Here is a 13,809-nt window from a genome sequence, read left to right as displayed (position 1 = left end):
CCGGTTGTTGTCAGACTGGCCCGGCCACTCTAGCCTGTGTCGTATCGACCGACTAACGCCATCAGGCCAGAGAATGTCGCTTAACGGACAAAATCCGCTGCCCGAACGTGCGGTACCGCGCCTGCCCCATCTGCCCAGGCCGCTCTATGCGCGCAACGAATCCCTGGTGCTGGCGGTCAGCACGCCACGCCATAGCCACCCCTGGGTGCAGCTTTCCTACGCACTGGAAGGGGTGCTGCACGTGCACAGCGCGGCCGGTCGCTTCGTCGCGCCGCCACAACGGGCGATCTGGATTCCCGCCGACCTCGAGCACGAAGTGATCAGCTCGCCGGGCACCGAGATGCGCAGCCTGTACATCGACTGCGCCGTCAGCGCCTGGGCACCGCCACGCTGCCGGGTGCTGGCCATCGACAGCCTGACCCGCGAGCTGATCCGAGGCTTCTGCGAGCTGCCGGTGGAATACGACGAGCAGGGCGCCGATGGCCGTCTGGCGCAGGTGCTGCTGGATCAGTTGCGCGCGGCGCAGGAGGTGGGGCTGTCCTTGCCGTTGCCGCAGGACGCGCGCCTGCTGCGCCTGTGCCGCGCCTTGCAAGAGCAACCGGACGATGGCCGCAGCCTCATGCAATGGAGCCAGGTGCTCGGCGCCTCGGAGAAGACCCTCAGCCGCCTGTTCCTGCGCGAAACCGGCCTGACCTTCCGCGCCTGGCGCCAACGCCTGCGCCTGCTGCATGCGCTGGAACCGCTGCAGCGCGGCGAGCGCGTCACCGACGTGGCGCTGGCCTGCGGCTACGACTCCACCTCGGCCTTTATCGCCGCCTTTCGCCAACAGTTTGGTGCGACGCCGGGGGAGTTCTTTCGTGGTTAAGGCGAGCGCTGAGTCGCAAAGCGCGACCCAGTCAATGATTTGAAGAAGCGCCCACGGGTTAGACTTCCCCGTTTCGCATAACCAAGTAGCAAGGACGCAGGCAAGATGAAATATCTGAAGAAGACCATCTGGGTACTGTTGTGCATCGGTTCGGGCATTTCCATGGCCGCGGGCCTGTTCCAGTTCATGACTCCCCAAGGGGATAACGGACTGGGGCTGATGCTGGTCATGATCGCCGTCATCTCAGGCTTCTATCTTCGCCCCGAAAAGCCTCGCCCCAGGGTGCGCTGAGCCGCCGTAGCCCGGATGCAATCCGGGAAGAAGCGCACACATCCGTCCCGGCCTTCATGGCATGACCCGCCAGTGGTGCCAGGCACACCTCCGCCCGGTGGGTTACGCGGCGCGTGACCTTCATTGGTGTTGGTCAGCCCGTGCCCGGCGCCGCTAACCCACCCTACGGTTCCCGTCCGGCGCAATGATCGCCAGCGCCACTTTGCCGAAGACGGTTGCGGCGAGCTGAAAAGCATCCCGTTGATTGTAGGAGCGAGCTCTGCTCGCGAACCATGGCAAACGGCAGAAGCTTCGCGAGCAGAGCTCGCTCTTACAGCGGGGCCCGCTTGCCAGCTCCTCTCCCAAGGGGCGAGGGTGCTGACCGGAGTCGCCATCACGTCCAGCGGCACGGTTTGGCTCCCCTCTCCCATTTATGGGAGAGGGGCTGGGGGAGAGGGTGCTTTTTCAGCCCGTAGCCCGGATGCAATCCGGGAAATACCTGGCACATCGCCCCGGATTGCATCCGGGCTACGTCGTTACTCGCTCGGCTTCTTCAGCTTGGGATTGGGAAAGAACTGTACGGCCTGCACATTGGGGTCGGCGGCCTTGGGCTTCAGGCCGCTGACGTTGACCCGGGTCGGCAATTCCTTGGGCACCGAGTTGCCGTTGGCATCCAGGGTATCGGCGTAGCCGCAGGCCACGCATTCGCGGTGCGGCACGCCGTCCTCTTCCCACATCTGGATCTTGTCCTGCTCGCTGCAGGCCGGGCACACGGCGCCGGCGATGAATCGCTTCTTCATGCGGCCTCCTGACTCAGGCCAAGGTGGCGCAGCAGGGCGTCGATGCTCGGTTCGCGGCCACGGAAGTCGACGAACAGCACCATTGGTTCCTGCGAGCCGCCACGGGCCAGAATGGCCTCACGGAAGGCGCGGCCGGTGTCGGCGTTGAACACCCCTTCTTCCTCGAACTTGGAGAAGGCATCGGCGCTGAGCACCTCGGCCCACTTGTAGCTGTAGTAACCAGCCGCATAGCCGCCGGCGAAGATATGCGCGAAGCCATTGGCGAAGCGGTTGTAGGCCGGCGGGCGCATCACCGACACCTCGCGGCGCACCCCTTCGAGCACGTCCAGCACGCTGCGACCGTCGCCATGGGTGGCGTGCAGCTCGAAGTCGAACAGGGAGAACTCCAACTGGCGCACCATCATCAGCCCGGACTGGAAGTTCTTCGCCGCCAGCATCTTGTCCAGCAGGGTCTGCGGCAGCGCCTCGCCGGTTTCATGGTGGCCGGAGATCAGCGCCAGACCTTCCGGTTCCCAGCACCAGTTCTCCATGAACTGACTGGGTAGCTCGACTGCGTCCCAGGCCACGCCATTGATGCCCGAGGCACCGGCATGCTCGACGCGGGTCAGCAGGTGATGCAGGCCGTGGCCGAATTCGTGGAACAGGGTGGTGACCTCGTCGTGGGTCAGCAGCGCCGGCTTGCCGCCGACCGGCGGGGTGAAGTTGCACACCAGGTTGGCCACCGGGGCGATCAGCTTGCCCTGGGCATCACGGCGCTTGTCGCGCGCGCCGTCCATCCAGGCGCCGCCGCGCTTGTTGGCGCGGGCGTAGAGATCGAAGAAGAAGCGCCCGACGTGCTGGCCGTTCTCGGTGATCTCGAACAGGCGTACATCCGGGTGCCAGGTGTCGAAGTCTTTCAGCTCGCGAATCTCGATGCCGTAGAGCTTGCGCACGATGGCGAACAGGCCGCTGAGCACCTTGTCCACCGGGAACCAGGCGCGCACCTCTTCCTGGGAAATGCTGTAGCGCTGCTGGCGCAGCTTCTCGCTGTAGTAGCCCACATCCCAGCTCTGCAGATCGTTCAGGCCACGCTCGGCGGCGAAGGCCTGCAGCTCGGCCAGATCCTGCTCGGCGAAGGGCTTGCTGCGCACCGCCAGGTCACGCAGGAAGCTCAGCACCTGCTCGGTGTTCTCGGCCATCTTGCTGGCCAGGCTCAGCTCGCTGTAGTTGGCGAAGCCGAGCAGGCGCGCCAGCTCCTGGCGCAGGTCGAGAATCTCGCTCATCAGCGGGCCATTGTCGTTCTCCCCGGCATTTGGCCCCTGGTCGGAGGCGCGGGTGCAGTAGGCGGCATACACCTCTTCGCGCAGGGCGCGGTCGTCGGCGTAGGTCATCACCGCGTAGTAGCTGGGGAATTCCAGGGTGATCAGCCAGCCGTCCAGACCCTTGGCTTCGGCGGCCTGCTTCATCTGCGCCTTGGCCGAGTCGGTCAGGCCGCTGAGCAGGGCTTCGTCGGTGATGTGTTTGGTCCAGGCCTGGGTGGCGTCGAGCAACTGGTTGGAAAATTTGCTGGTCAGCTCGGACAGACGCATCTGGATTTCGCCATAGCGCTTCTGCTGCTCGACCGGCAGATCGATGCCGGACAGGCGGAAGTCACGCAGGGCGTGCTCGAGGATGGTCTTCTGCGCCACGTCGAAGCCTTCGGCTGCCGGGCTCTTGGCCAGCGCGTCATAGGCCTCGAACAGCGGCTTGTTCTGGCCCATCTCCGTCCAGTATTCCGACAGTTTGGGCAGGCAGGCCTCATAGGCCGCGCGCAGTTCAGGGCTGTTGCACACCGCGTTGAGGTGGCTTACCGGGCTCCAGGCACGACCCAGGCGCGCGCCGAGTTCGTCCAGCGCCAGCACCAGGCCGTCCCAGCTCGGATTGGCCTGCTGTTGTTCGAGCAGTTTGGCGATGGCGGCGCGGCTGTCTGCCAGGATCTGGTCGACGGCGGGTTCGACGTGTTCCGGTTTGATCTGCGAATAGGGCGGCAGGTCGAAGTCTTGCAGCAGGGGATTGTTCGCGGTCACGACGAGATACCTGTGGCGAAGGAAGGCGGTGTTGAGGTGGCTGGCATCCGAGAATCCAGCACGCTGACAACAGACATGGGGGCATCTTAATTACAATCAAGCTTTCCCGCAGCCCAGGAGCCTCTATCGTGGCCATTCGCAAATACCAACAGCACCTCCCGCAACTAGGCGAGCGCGTCTTCGTCGACGCCAGCGCCGTGGTCATCGGCGACGTGGTGCTGGGCGAGGACAGCTCGGTGTGGCCGCTGACCGTGATCCGTGGCGACATGCACCGCATCCGCATCGGTGCGCGCACCAGCGTGCAGGACGGCAGCGTGCTGCACATCACCCACGCCGGCCCGTTCAACCCGGAGGGTTTCCCGCTGATCATCGGCGACGAAGTGACCGTCGGGCACAAGGTCACCCTGCACGGCTGCACCCTTGGCAACCGCATCCTGGTGGGCATGGGCAGCATCGTCATGGACGGTGCAGTGGTCGAGGACGAGGTGATCATCGGCGCAGGCAGCCTGGTGCCGCCGGGCAAGCGCCTGGAAAGCGGCTATCTGTACGTCGGCAGCCCGGTGAAACAGGCACGCCCGCTGACCGACAAGGAGCGCAACTTCTTCAGCTACACGGCGGGCAACTACGTGAAACTCAAGGATCAGCACCTGGTCGAGGGGTACGACCAATGAGCGACGCACTGATCATCCGCCCCATCGAGGCTGCAGATTTCGACCAGGTCTGGCCGATCATCCGTGACGTGGTACAGGCGCAGGAAACCTACGCCTATGACCCCGACATGGATCGTGAAACAGCCTGGAAACTCTGGGTCGAGCTGCCGCGCGCCACCTTCGTTGCCGAAGAGGGTGGGCAGATTCTCGGCACCTACTACATCAAGGCCAATGCCGCCGGGCCCGGCGACCACGTCTGCAACTGCGGCTATATGACCGCTCCTGCCGCGCGTGGTAAGGGTGTGGCCAGCCGGCTCTGCGCTCACTCGCTGGAGGTGGCGCGCGAACTGGATTTCAGCGCCATGCAGTTCAACAGCGTGGTGGCCACCAATACGGTGGCCGTGGCGTTGTGGCAGAAGCACGGTTTCGAGATAGTCGGCACCCTGCCCAAGGCCTACCGTCACGCTCGGCATGGTTTGGTGGATTGTTATGTGATGTATCGCAGTTTGCTGGATTGAGGGGGCGGCAAACCGCGCCTGCGCATAAACCGAGCCGATAAGTAGCCTGGGTTGAGCACCGCGAAACCCGGGAAACGCTGCCCCGGGTATCGCTCCGCTCCACCCAGGCTACAGGCCTGACGCCGAACATCGACGCGAACAGCCCGCCGGGGCTGTCTGTGCGGCAGTGCGCTGTACAGCAAACCGCCCAGCAAGCAGTCTCATGAATCGCCATTTTCTTTATGCGTCGAGCGCTGAGTGCTACGCGTAAAGAAAATGGCGATTCTTTATGCACCTCAGTGTTTATTGCAGCCGAGCGGCCTGCTCCGCTACCAGCGCCCGAATTGCGCGCAGGCAACGCATCTCACCAGCAAAGGTGGCGCGTAGCTCTGGGCGTTCGGTTGCCAGCCCGGCATTTTCCCGCTCTGTCTGTTCCAGCAATTCGTCGGCGTGCGCGACGATGCGCCCCTGCATGCGCTGCAACTGCGCGTTGGCCGGGGAGCGTTTCAGGCCCAGCGCTTCGGCGGCATCGAGCAGGTGCTGGCGGTCGATACGTGCCAGGTGCGATTCGCCGAGGAGCGGCCAGGCCAGGGTGGTCGCCTGCGGCCAGCGATCCTGCTCGAAGGCGCGGGTTTCGTAGACGGCGGTGCTCAACAGGTCATAGAACGGCGCCAACTGCTGGCCGCGTGGGCCGACCAGAAAGCTGATGTTCTTCAGATGGGCGTCGGTATTGCCGATCAGCAGGTTGAACAGCAGCCAGTTGAACAGACGGGTACGCGCCACTGCCGGAGCTGTGGTCAGCCCCAATAGCTGAACCAGGCGTTCGATGCTGCCGGCCTGGTACTTGAAATGACGATCCAGGCCGAGCATCTGGCAGGCGTCGATGCTGTGCAGGCGTTGCCAGGTGTCGCCCTGTGCCTGGCGGTCGAAGCGCTCGATCAGATAGACCGGCTGGGGCACGTAATGACGGCTGACGTTGGGCACGGCCACACCGACGCGGGCGGCCAGGCGCATGCAGAACCACTCGTTGATCACCGAATGGGCGAAGGCGCGCTCGGGGTGATCCGGCTTGAGAATATGCGTCGAGGGTGCGTCGCCGACCGGTTCATACAGCTCGCCGCCTTTGAGCACCACGGCCAGCTTGTGCTGGGCGCCAGCCAGGGACATGCGCTTGCGGGCTTCGTGGGTCAGTGGCAGGCGCGGCATGGCGGCGATGCGCCTGGCCAATGCTTCGTCCGTCAGGGCGCGCAGTTCGCCTGTTGGCAATGTCTCGCCCGGCGGCAGCAGGGTCAGGGAACCGGCCGATTCGGCGCCGTAGTACGCCAGCAGGGCGAAGGCGTCGCTGGCCTCCAGGCGGGCATCGGCAGCCAGCAACTGGCGCTGGCCCTCCTCGGGCAGCAAGTTGTCGAAGTACCACTGCACGGGGCGCTGGCTGCTGTTGTCGAGGATGGTGCCTCGTGCCCGTGGCAGGTTCGGGCAGAGGTCGAAAGCGCCCCAGTCGTGCGCATAGCGGAAACTCCACACGCCATTGTCGTCGTAGAGATGCCCCATCAGGCGATCACCGATCCAGGCCAGCAGCTCGCGTTTCATGCTTCAGGCTCGCCGGGCAGTTTTGCCACCTCATCTGGCAGGTCGACGATCAGCCGCAGGCCGAGGCCATCGAGCACCTGGAACAGTTTGCCCCACTGCACGCTCTCGCTACCTCGCTCCACCTTGCCGAGGAAGTTCTCGCTGACACCGATGCTGCCAGCGGCGTCATCCTGGCGGATGTTCTGCGCCTTGCGTGCCCGGCGTATCAATTCGCCCAGTTCGGCGGCGCTCTTGAGTGTGGTTTGCATCTGAAATCCTCATTTTCGTGAGGATTTTGGCGCGGAATGCCTTCTTGATCAATAAAATCCTCATGTTTGTGAGGATTTATGGCTGGATAGCCTTGCTAATAACGATATCCTCATGATCGTAAGGACTATCACTTGTGGGCGGCAGCCAGGGTTTTATGCCAGCGCCAGACCTCGTCGGTTGGGGCGCTGGAACTGGCTGGCATACTGTTTCTGAGCTGCCTGTGCGGCAGTGAACAAGAGCGGCGGATTCTGACTCTGCAGGTCGTTTTTCTGAGCTGCCTATACGGCAGTGAACGACGACTACCTGCGCGACATACCGCTGGGCTGTTTCTGAGCTGCCTATACGGCAGTGAACCGCGAGCGCCTGGCCGAGGCGCCCCTCCTCGATTTCTGAGCTGCCTATACGGCAGTGAACTGGCTCGGGCCATTATCGGGCTCGAAGCTGCTTTTCTGAGCTGCCTATACGGCAGTGAACGCCACCGGCCCGCTGAACGCCGCGATTGCAGCTTTCTGAGCTGCCTATACGGCAGTGAACGGCATGCCTATCTGGCTGGTGGCGGTGCAACATTTCTGAGCTGCCTATACGGCAGTGAACCACGGCTGAGCGGGTCGTACCAGTCCCCCTCTTTTCTGAGCTGCCTATACGGCAGTGAACGCACCGACCCCCAGCCCGACCCGCCCGGCGAGTTTCTGAGCTGCCTATACGGCAGTGAACAGGACGAAGCCGAAGCCGGCACGGGCACGGCGCTTTCTGAGCTGCCTATACGGCAGTGAACCCTGGTCAACGGCAAGCCGAACACTCGCTGCTTTTCTGAGCTGCCTATACGGCAGTGAACTAGAGCCTGAAAACCCTAACCCTTTGATTGTTAAAGAACCATCCCTGTTTTATCGCTGTTACCCCTTTTTTCGGAGCCACCTGCAAGTCATTGATTTTGCGGGGGCTCCGTTTGTGCTTGGAAAAAAGGGTCAGAACCAGGGCACGCTGGCCTGGGCGCTCAGGCCGTAGGCGCCGAAGGTGCCTGGGGTGGGTTTATCGAGTAGTGGGCCGTGACGGATGAAGAGGCGGAAGCTGTGGCCGCTGCCGTTGCTGCGCAGGCTGGCATAAGGCAGGTCGCAGCGTTTGCCGGCGCTGTCGGGGATGCGCTGGCGCGCCTCCGCTTCGCTGATACCGTGGCGCTTGATCAGGCGGCGGCGGGCACGCTCCGGGTTGCTGTCCACCTGCACACGGCTGACGCAACGCCAGCGTACCTGCGCCGGGATCGGCGCCAGCTCCCCCAGATGCAGGTGGTCGCGCATGCCGGTGAGCCAGTTCAGCACCATCAGCCGATCCAGCGCCTCGGCACTGCCATGCAGGCGCAGGCGGGCACCGAGGCCGGAGCCCGCTGTTTCCACATCCGGGAAGCTGATGCCCACATCGCTACGACGCAGGTCATGCAGGCCACGATGCAGTTTGGCCAGCAGCGCGCTCATCAACTGTGTGGCCGGAAATTCCGGGTCGGGCAGGAGTTTGAGGTCGAGGTAGTGATCCATGGCTAGCCCGCCTCACCAAAGACGCCACCGCGAATCAGGGTGGCCATGACGTAATGCTGGTCGCCTACGCTGGGTTCCTTGTCCTTGAGCAGCCAGTTGTCCAGCAGGTTGTAGAAGTCCGCCTTGGCCTTCGGCTGGCGATAGGCGCGACCTTCGGTTGTTACCGAGCCGTAGGGTTCGACGGCGATGGGGCCGAGTTCGCCTGCGTCCGGATACCAGGTGTCGATGGTGCGCAGGGCATTGCCGAGTTTCTGCGAGTGCATACCGGCGACGCCGTTGACGCTGTACAGGGTTTTGCTCTTGTCGCCTTTGCCCCGGTCGAGGATCAGTTCCTGCGAGGGGAAGACTTCCTGGCCTGCGCCCATGCGCACATAGGCGGTGATGCCCAGCAGCAGGTGACGCTCGCCACCGAGACCTGCAGCGATCAGATTGGTCAGTTCGCCCAGGGCCATGGCCACCGGGCCGCTGGCGTCGAAGTTGCGCAGGGACAGGCTCAGGGCATCGAAGCTCCATTGCTGGGTGGCCTTGCCATCCACCAAATGAGCGATCTGCACTTCCACCTGTTCGGCGCCGATGCGGTTGCGCCAGAGGAAGCGACCATTGGCCAGGTTATGTGCATAGCGGCGCGCCAGTTCGGCGAAGCCGTGGCTGGCGACGTAGCCCTGTACGGTGTCCAGCAGCTTCTGCCGGTAGCCGGCGTCGTTGCATGCCGAGGGGGTGCCAGCGCCGCCGAGCACGCGCAGGGTGAAACTGACGCGTAGCGTGTCGGCGTCATGGGGCAGGGCCGCGACATCGACGGTCTGCAGATTGGGGTTCTCGATGGCAGCGTCGAGCTTGGCCGGATCCTGATCCTTGGCCTTGAGGCGGTTGGAGATGGTGCCGCGCACGGATTTTTCCCGCACGGCGAGCGGTTGCCAGTTGTCGCGCGTCTGCCAGTCACCGGCATAAAACAGCGCATCGGAAGGGTCGAGCTTGCGCTCGAAGGCCAGGACGGAAGCAGTTTTCAGAGGGGCGGTGGTCATGATGGTCACTCCATGTCATCAGTGCAGAGGGTTTGGCTGTAAAGGTTGTGGCAGCGGTACAGGCCGGCCTCGGGGGCAGCGTCGGCGTACCAGAGCAGGTCATCGACATCGCGCAGCCGGTGAGGGCTGAGCCATTGGCCGATGGAGTAGAGGCTTTCGACGAAGCGCAGCGGGGTTTGCCCGTCCCGCGCGTTGGCTACGCTGCCGGCGGCCTGCAACGGGCCGAGGGCGCCATAACCGACCGGGATTGGCACCAGCCAGCCGTTGGGCATTACGCGCTGGGCGCGCCACTCCACTTTGGCCGCCTGGGTTTCGCTGGCTGGGCGGGCTTCCTGAGCGCGCAGGTTCAGGCGTGACAGATCGAGCCAGGCATCGAGCAGGTCGGCGCTGGCGTTCTCGTCACGCAGATGTTGCAGATGGGTGTGCAGCAGGTCGTCGCGGCTGACCAGGGCAAAGCCCGGTAACCAGCGGCGGCGCAACCGACGGAACTGGGCACTGCGTTCCTCGCCCTGGGCCAGGGGCTGCAGCATCGGCTTGTGCTGCGGGTCGAGGAATACACTGCCCCCGGCGATACGCATGCCGCCCAGCAGTTCGGCGATGTCGCGGGCAATCTGCTGGCGCTGTTGCCAGTCGCCCTGTACCGGGTCGGGCTCGCCGTCTTCGCTATAGCCGCTGACGCCGAAGATCAGCGTGATATCCAGGTGGATGCGCCCCTCTTCGACGATGGCAGCGGTTTCACCGCGCTCGTTGACCGGGTTGCGGGTCAGGCGGAAGGCGCGTTGATAGCCCCCAGTGACCTGCGCCTCGTGGCTGTGGCAGACCACGCCGACGCTGTCGAACATCAGGGCGAAGCGGCCATCGAGCTTGCGTTCCAATGCTTGCATCAGGCCAATGAACGCGCTGATGGCGGGGAAGCCCCAGGTCAGTGGGCTGGAGATGGCGTTGGCGTTCTGCACCCGCAGGTGGGGGACGATCAGCAGGCCGTTGGAGGTGGGCAGTTCACTCATGTTCGGCCTCCAGGTCGCGTTGTTCACGCTCGAACTGATCGACCCAGGCTTGGTTCAGCCGGTCGAGGTCGAGCCACAGGGCATTGCTGCCAGCCTGTTTGGCCCAGTAGCTGTTTTCCACATCGCCGACCGAGAGCTTGCTGACCAGGCGGGCGTTGAGCCAGTTGGCGAAGCGCTCGCGGATTTCCACGAGCCATTCCATGCGCCGCCATTCGCTGGCGAAGATGGCATCGTGCTCTGCGCGGCGGAAATCCAGCCACAGTTGCTCGGCGCGGTTGAGGTTGCACTCGGGCTTGGCCGACCAGCCCGGCTCGAAGGCCCAGAGTTCGGCTGCATACAGCAGCAGTTCGTCGATCAGCTCGGTAAGCAGTTCATCACGGCTGTTGCGAGTATGCACATTGGGTGGCGGGCCGCTGAGCAGGAAATCGCGCAGGTGGCGCACCAGTTCGGCCACTGCCGGGCGCTGGCCGAAGGCAGGGAAGATCGAGCCGTCACGGGTACGGATCGGCAGGCGCACTTCGCGCTGCTGCCAGCTTGGCGGCAGGGAGGCGAGCAGGTAGTTATCGCCACGGCGCTCGCTGTTGAGCTGGGAGATGTTCTGCGGCTTGGTGCCGCCGAGCTTCTGCACCGCCAGGTCGGGGTACTCGTGGATCACGCCAGAGTGAAACTGCTTGTCGCGGCGAGCCTGGCGCGCTTCCTTGGCTGGCTCGCCGAAGCGGTCGGCCTGGATTTGCTGGTAGACCCGATGCGCCAGCGAGCTGGCATATAGCGGGGCGAGTAGATGGTATTGCTCATCGTCGCGCGGATCTTCGCCAACCAGCCAGTACAACTGCTTGCCGTGGGTGTGGGAGGCCAGGCCGTCGCGGGCGCGGGTGATGCCGGTAAAGGCTGCCGCCAGGATCTGCGCTTGCTCGCCATCTTCATGCAGCGCGCCAATGGCGTCGGCATCATCGGCCAGCAGCAGGCTGAGCAGCGACTGGCCGTCGTGCTCCAGCTTGAGCAGTTTGTAGACATCCAGCGCGGCAGCGTTGCCCACCACATCGCCGGCAAAGTCGTCGCCCAGGCAATGGCTGCCGACCAAAGCATGCCGGGGCAGGCTGTTCGGCAGGCAATAGAGGTTGGTGCCCTTGGCGTCCGGGTGAATGGCTTTGAGCGTATGGGTGACTGCCTGGATCTGCCCGGCACGGCGCGCGGCATCTTCCAGCCATACGTCCGGGGCGTATTGGGCAAGCAGGGTGGCGCGTTTGGGGTCTTCTTCGGCCAGGCCTTCGAGCTTGGTGGCCAGGCGTTCGGCGATAAAGTGTTCAAGCAAGTTGCGGATGGCCTGTCGTCGGCCGGAGGAGGGGTTGTGCATAGCGACAAATCCTTGTGCTGGGAAGCAACACGAAAAGTAGCATTGTTTTGCCACTGGCCTTGGCTGCCCGCCTGACTCAATTTGAATGATCTTTATATGTTGCAGTAGTCTTCTAAAGCAGCATTTATGCTTCAAATAAAGACTTGTGAAGCTTTTAAACTTCATTTACTAATGAAGCACATAACCTTCAAAGAGACTTTTCTGCAGCATAAAAGGCTCTTTTTCTCTAATAGAGCCTTTTATGCTGCATTTTTGGTAGAGCGAGTGAGGGAGCCCATGCGCAGCAAAGTGCTGACCCAGATCAAACGCCGTCGCTTGCAGCTTGGCCTGAAGGGCACGGATATGCCGTTGCGGGTCGGACTCAATCGCCAGCAGTACGGCAAGATCGAAAAAGACGGTAACCCCAGCCTGGCCACGCTGGACAAGATTGCCGAGGGGCTCGACGCCACCCTGATGCTGATCCCCAAGGAGTTGGCGCGTGAGGTCGAGCAACTGCTGGAGGCCGGCCCTGCCAGGGCGCAGCAGAACTACGGAATGAACCGCACACCGGCATCAGCGCCAGAGGTGGGGATCAAGGAAACCATCGAAGACCCCTGGCAAGTGCTGGGTGATGACTGATGGCCGGGGAGCAGGTATCGGCGCTCAAGCTGACGCTGCATGGCCAACTGGTTGGGTATGTTGCCGGTTATGCCCATGGCCGCACGGTGCTGTCGCTGGCGCCGTCGTTCGTGGCCAATCGCAATCGCCCGGCATTGACCTTGTCGCTGGCCAACCCGGATACCTTCGCCGCGCGTGCCGGCAAGCTGTTTCCCGTGGCAAGCAAAATGCAGCTGCATCCGTTGCTGAGTAACCTGCTGCCTGAAGGCGCGTTGCGCCAGTTGCTGGCGCAACGCCTGAAGATCCACGAGCACAACGAGTTCCCGCTGTTGGTGCACCTGGGCGGTGACTTGCCGGGGGCGCTGATTGCCGAGCCCATCGCCGCAGAGGCCATTCCCGATGTGGCTTTCGGCGATCTCGGACGGCTCGACCGAGTGGCGGTGAATGCCGTGGATCGTGTGGCGCATTTTTCCCTGGCCGGGGTGCAGATGAAGTTTTCCATGCACCAGCGCGATGGTCGTTATCAATTGGGGGATGCGGCAGAGCCTGGTGACTGGATCATCAAAACGCCATCGACGGTGCACAGTCATGTACCGCTCAACGAATACACCTGCATGCGCCTGGCCGAGCTGGCCGGTGTGGATATACCGGAAGTTCGCCTGGTGGCGCTCGACAAGATCGAGCGCCTGCCGCAGATCAAGCTACCCGACGAGGGCTACGCCTATGGCATTCGACGCTTCGACCGGGTGGATGGGCAACGTGTGCACGCCGAGGATTTCGGCCAGGTGCTATTCGCCTATGCGGCGGACAAGTACCAGAAGGCCAGCTACGAACAGATCGCCCGGCTGATCTACCAGAACACCTACAGCGGCCAGCGTGACGTGGCGCAGATGGGGGTGCGCCTGTTGGTCAACATCCTGCTGGGCAATGGCGACGCGCATCTGAAGAACTGGAGCATTCTCTACCCCGATGGCGTGAGCCCGGTGTTGTCGCCGGCCTACGACATTCTCTTCACCCGTGCCTACATCCCGGACGAGCAGCGTTATGCGCTGAACATGGCGCAGACCAAGCAGTGGTACGAGGTATCTCTAGAACACTTCCGGCGCTGGGCCAGGCGCGCGGACTTGCCGGAGTCGCCGATTTTCTACAACCTCAAGGCGGCCATCGGCAAAGCGCGCGAGCGATGGCCGGCAGCCCTGCGCGACAGCCCCATGCACGATGCGCAAAAGGCTGCGCTGCGCGAGCACTGGCGGGCGCTGCATGGGGATTTTCGGATTGATAGTTAGCTGCTGACATCACGGGTTCCTACCCAACGGAGTCGCGGCTAAAGCCCT

The 13,809-nt window shown here is 63.4% G+C and carries 14 protein-coding genes and 1 CRISPR repeat array; of the genes, 6 read left to right on the top strand and 8 right to left on the bottom strand.

Annotation, left to right across the window (positions count from 1 at the left end; genetic code table 11):
* Window positions 1–73 precede the first annotated feature (73 nt).
* The gene (locus PVE35_RS24650; protein WP_277373276.1) at window positions 74–865 is read left to right on the top strand and encodes a helix-turn-helix transcriptional regulator; all 792 of its coding nucleotides are present in this window, start codon (window positions 74–76) and stop codon (window positions 863–865) included.
* Window positions 866–970: 105 nt separating this feature from the next.
* Window positions 971–1,156, top strand: coding sequence for a hypothetical protein (locus PVE35_RS24645; protein WP_277373275.1), 186 nt, complete (start codon window positions 971–973; stop codon window positions 1,154–1,156).
* A 515-nt stretch (window positions 1,157–1,671) separates the two neighbouring features.
* On the opposite strand, the gene PVE35_RS24640 is transcribed toward PVE35_RS24645, so the two are convergent.
* Both PVE35_RS24640 and prlC read right to left on the bottom strand, forming a co-directional pair.
* Entirely contained in the window at window positions 1,672–1,935 is a 264-nt protein-coding gene (locus PVE35_RS24640) for a YheV family putative zinc ribbon protein (RefSeq protein WP_277373274.1), read from the bottom strand.
* Window positions 1,932–3,980 (bottom strand): oligopeptidase A, encoded by a 2,049-nt coding sequence (prlC, locus tag PVE35_RS24635; RefSeq protein WP_277373273.1) that lies wholly within the window; start codon window positions 3,978–3,980, stop codon window positions 1,932–1,934. Before prlC ends, PVE35_RS24640 begins: the two co-directional genes overlap by 4 nt.
* Before the next feature lie 128 nt (window positions 3,981–4,108).
* On the opposite strand from prlC, the gene PVE35_RS24630 reads away from it, so the two are divergent.
* The gene (locus PVE35_RS24630; RefSeq protein WP_277373272.1) at window positions 4,109–4,651 is read left to right on the top strand and encodes a gamma carbonic anhydrase family protein; all 543 of its coding nucleotides are present in this window, start codon (window positions 4,109–4,111) and stop codon (window positions 4,649–4,651) included.
* On the top strand, window positions 4,648–5,148 hold the full coding sequence (locus PVE35_RS24625) for a GNAT family N-acetyltransferase (RefSeq protein WP_277373271.1): 501 nt from the start codon (window positions 4,648–4,650) through the stop codon (window positions 5,146–5,148). Before PVE35_RS24630 ends, PVE35_RS24625 begins: the two co-directional genes overlap by 4 nt.
* Window positions 5,149–5,430: 282 nt before the next feature.
* Here the strand turns inward: PVE35_RS24625 and PVE35_RS24620 are convergent, their stop codons facing one another.
* From PVE35_RS24620 to csy1, 6 genes are all read right to left on the bottom strand, one after another.
* On the bottom strand, window positions 5,431–6,717 hold the full coding sequence (locus PVE35_RS24620; protein WP_277373270.1) for a HipA domain-containing protein: 1,287 nt from the start codon (window positions 6,715–6,717) through the stop codon (window positions 5,431–5,433).
* On the bottom strand, window positions 6,714–6,965 hold the full coding sequence (locus tag PVE35_RS24615; protein WP_268179884.1) for a helix-turn-helix domain-containing protein: 252 nt from the start codon (window positions 6,963–6,965) through the stop codon (window positions 6,714–6,716). The genes PVE35_RS24620 and PVE35_RS24615 overlap by 4 nt, the downstream gene beginning before the upstream one ends.
* Before the next feature lie 207 nt (window positions 6,966–7,172).
* Window positions 7,173–7,801: a CRISPR direct-repeat array (repeat unit 28 nt; unit sequence TTTCTGAGCTGCCTATACGGCAGTGAAC).
* A 130-nt stretch (window positions 7,802–7,931) separates the two neighbouring features.
* A complete protein-coding gene (gene cas6f / locus PVE35_RS24610; protein ID WP_268179882.1) occupies window positions 7,932–8,495 on the bottom strand; it encodes a type I-F CRISPR-associated endoribonuclease Cas6/Csy4 in 564 nt (187 codons plus the stop codon).
* Window positions 8,496–8,497: 2 nt separating this feature from the next.
* Window positions 8,498–9,517, bottom strand: a complete 1,020-nt coding sequence (gene csy3, locus PVE35_RS24605; RefSeq protein WP_277373269.1) for a type I-F CRISPR-associated protein Csy3 — start codon at window positions 9,515–9,517, stop codon at window positions 8,498–8,500.
* Between the two features lie 5 nt (window positions 9,518–9,522).
* A complete protein-coding gene (gene csy2 / locus PVE35_RS24600) occupies window positions 9,523–10,524 on the bottom strand; it encodes a type I-F CRISPR-associated protein Csy2 (protein WP_277373268.1) in 1,002 nt (333 codons plus the stop codon).
* On the bottom strand, window positions 10,517–11,878 hold the full coding sequence (csy1, locus tag PVE35_RS24595; RefSeq protein ID WP_277373267.1) for a type I-F CRISPR-associated protein Csy1: 1,362 nt from the start codon (window positions 11,876–11,878) through the stop codon (window positions 10,517–10,519). Before csy1 ends, csy2 begins: the two co-directional genes overlap by 8 nt.
* 276 nt (window positions 11,879–12,154) lie before the next feature.
* Here csy1 and PVE35_RS24590 point away from each other — a divergent pair, with 276 nt between their 5' ends.
* Together PVE35_RS24590 and PVE35_RS24585 are read left to right on the top strand one after the other, a co-directional pair.
* Complete coding sequence (locus tag PVE35_RS24590) at window positions 12,155–12,496, top strand: helix-turn-helix transcriptional regulator (protein ID WP_277373266.1); 342 nt, start codon at window positions 12,155–12,157, stop codon at window positions 12,494–12,496.
* Entirely contained in the window at window positions 12,496–13,761 is a 1,266-nt protein-coding gene (locus PVE35_RS24585; RefSeq protein WP_277373265.1) for a type II toxin-antitoxin system HipA family toxin, read from the top strand. Before PVE35_RS24590 ends, PVE35_RS24585 begins: the two co-directional genes overlap by 1 nt.
* The last annotated feature ends 48 nt before the right edge of the window (window positions 13,762–13,809 follow it).

It is taken from the genome of Pseudomonas sp. AA-38 (assembly GCF_029457475.1).
Lineage (GTDB): Bacteria > Pseudomonadota > Gammaproteobacteria > Pseudomonadales > Pseudomonadaceae > Aquipseudomonas.
This window is presented reverse-complemented; position numbering and strand designations above follow the sequence as displayed.

Coding starts and splice junctions, on each gene's coding strand:
- PVE35_RS24590 (WP_277373266.1), top strand. CDS start 12,155: ATGCGCAGCAAAGTGCTGACCCAGATCAAACGCCGTCGCTTGCAGCTT.
- csy2 (WP_277373268.1), bottom strand. CDS start 10,524: ATGAGTGAACTGCCCACCTCCAACGGCCTGCTGATCGTCCCCCACCTG.
- PVE35_RS24615 (WP_268179884.1), bottom strand. CDS start 6,965: ATGCAAACCACACTCAAGAGCGCCGCCGAACTGGGCGAATTGATACGC.
- PVE35_RS24585 (WP_277373265.1), top strand. CDS start 12,496: ATGGCCGGGGAGCAGGTATCGGCGCTCAAGCTGACGCTGCATGGCCAA.
- PVE35_RS24645 (WP_277373275.1), top strand. CDS start 971: ATGAAATATCTGAAGAAGACCATCTGGGTACTGTTGTGCATCGGTTCG.
- PVE35_RS24625 (WP_277373271.1), top strand. CDS start 4,648: ATGAGCGACGCACTGATCATCCGCCCCATCGAGGCTGCAGATTTCGAC.
- cas6f (WP_268179882.1), bottom strand. CDS start 8,495: ATGGATCACTACCTCGACCTCAAACTCCTGCCCGACCCGGAATTTCCG.
- PVE35_RS24650 (WP_277373276.1), top strand. CDS start 74: ATGTCGCTTAACGGACAAAATCCGCTGCCCGAACGTGCGGTACCGCGC.
- csy1 (WP_277373267.1), bottom strand. CDS start 11,878: ATGCACAACCCCTCCTCCGGCCGACGACAGGCCATCCGCAACTTGCTT.
- PVE35_RS24620 (WP_277373270.1), bottom strand. CDS start 6,717: ATGAAACGCGAGCTGCTGGCCTGGATCGGTGATCGCCTGATGGGGCAT.
- PVE35_RS24640 (WP_277373274.1), bottom strand. CDS start 1,935: ATGAAGAAGCGATTCATCGCCGGCGCCGTGTGCCCGGCCTGCAGCGAG.
- csy3 (WP_277373269.1), bottom strand. CDS start 9,517: ATGACCACCGCCCCTCTGAAAACTGCTTCCGTCCTGGCCTTCGAGCGC.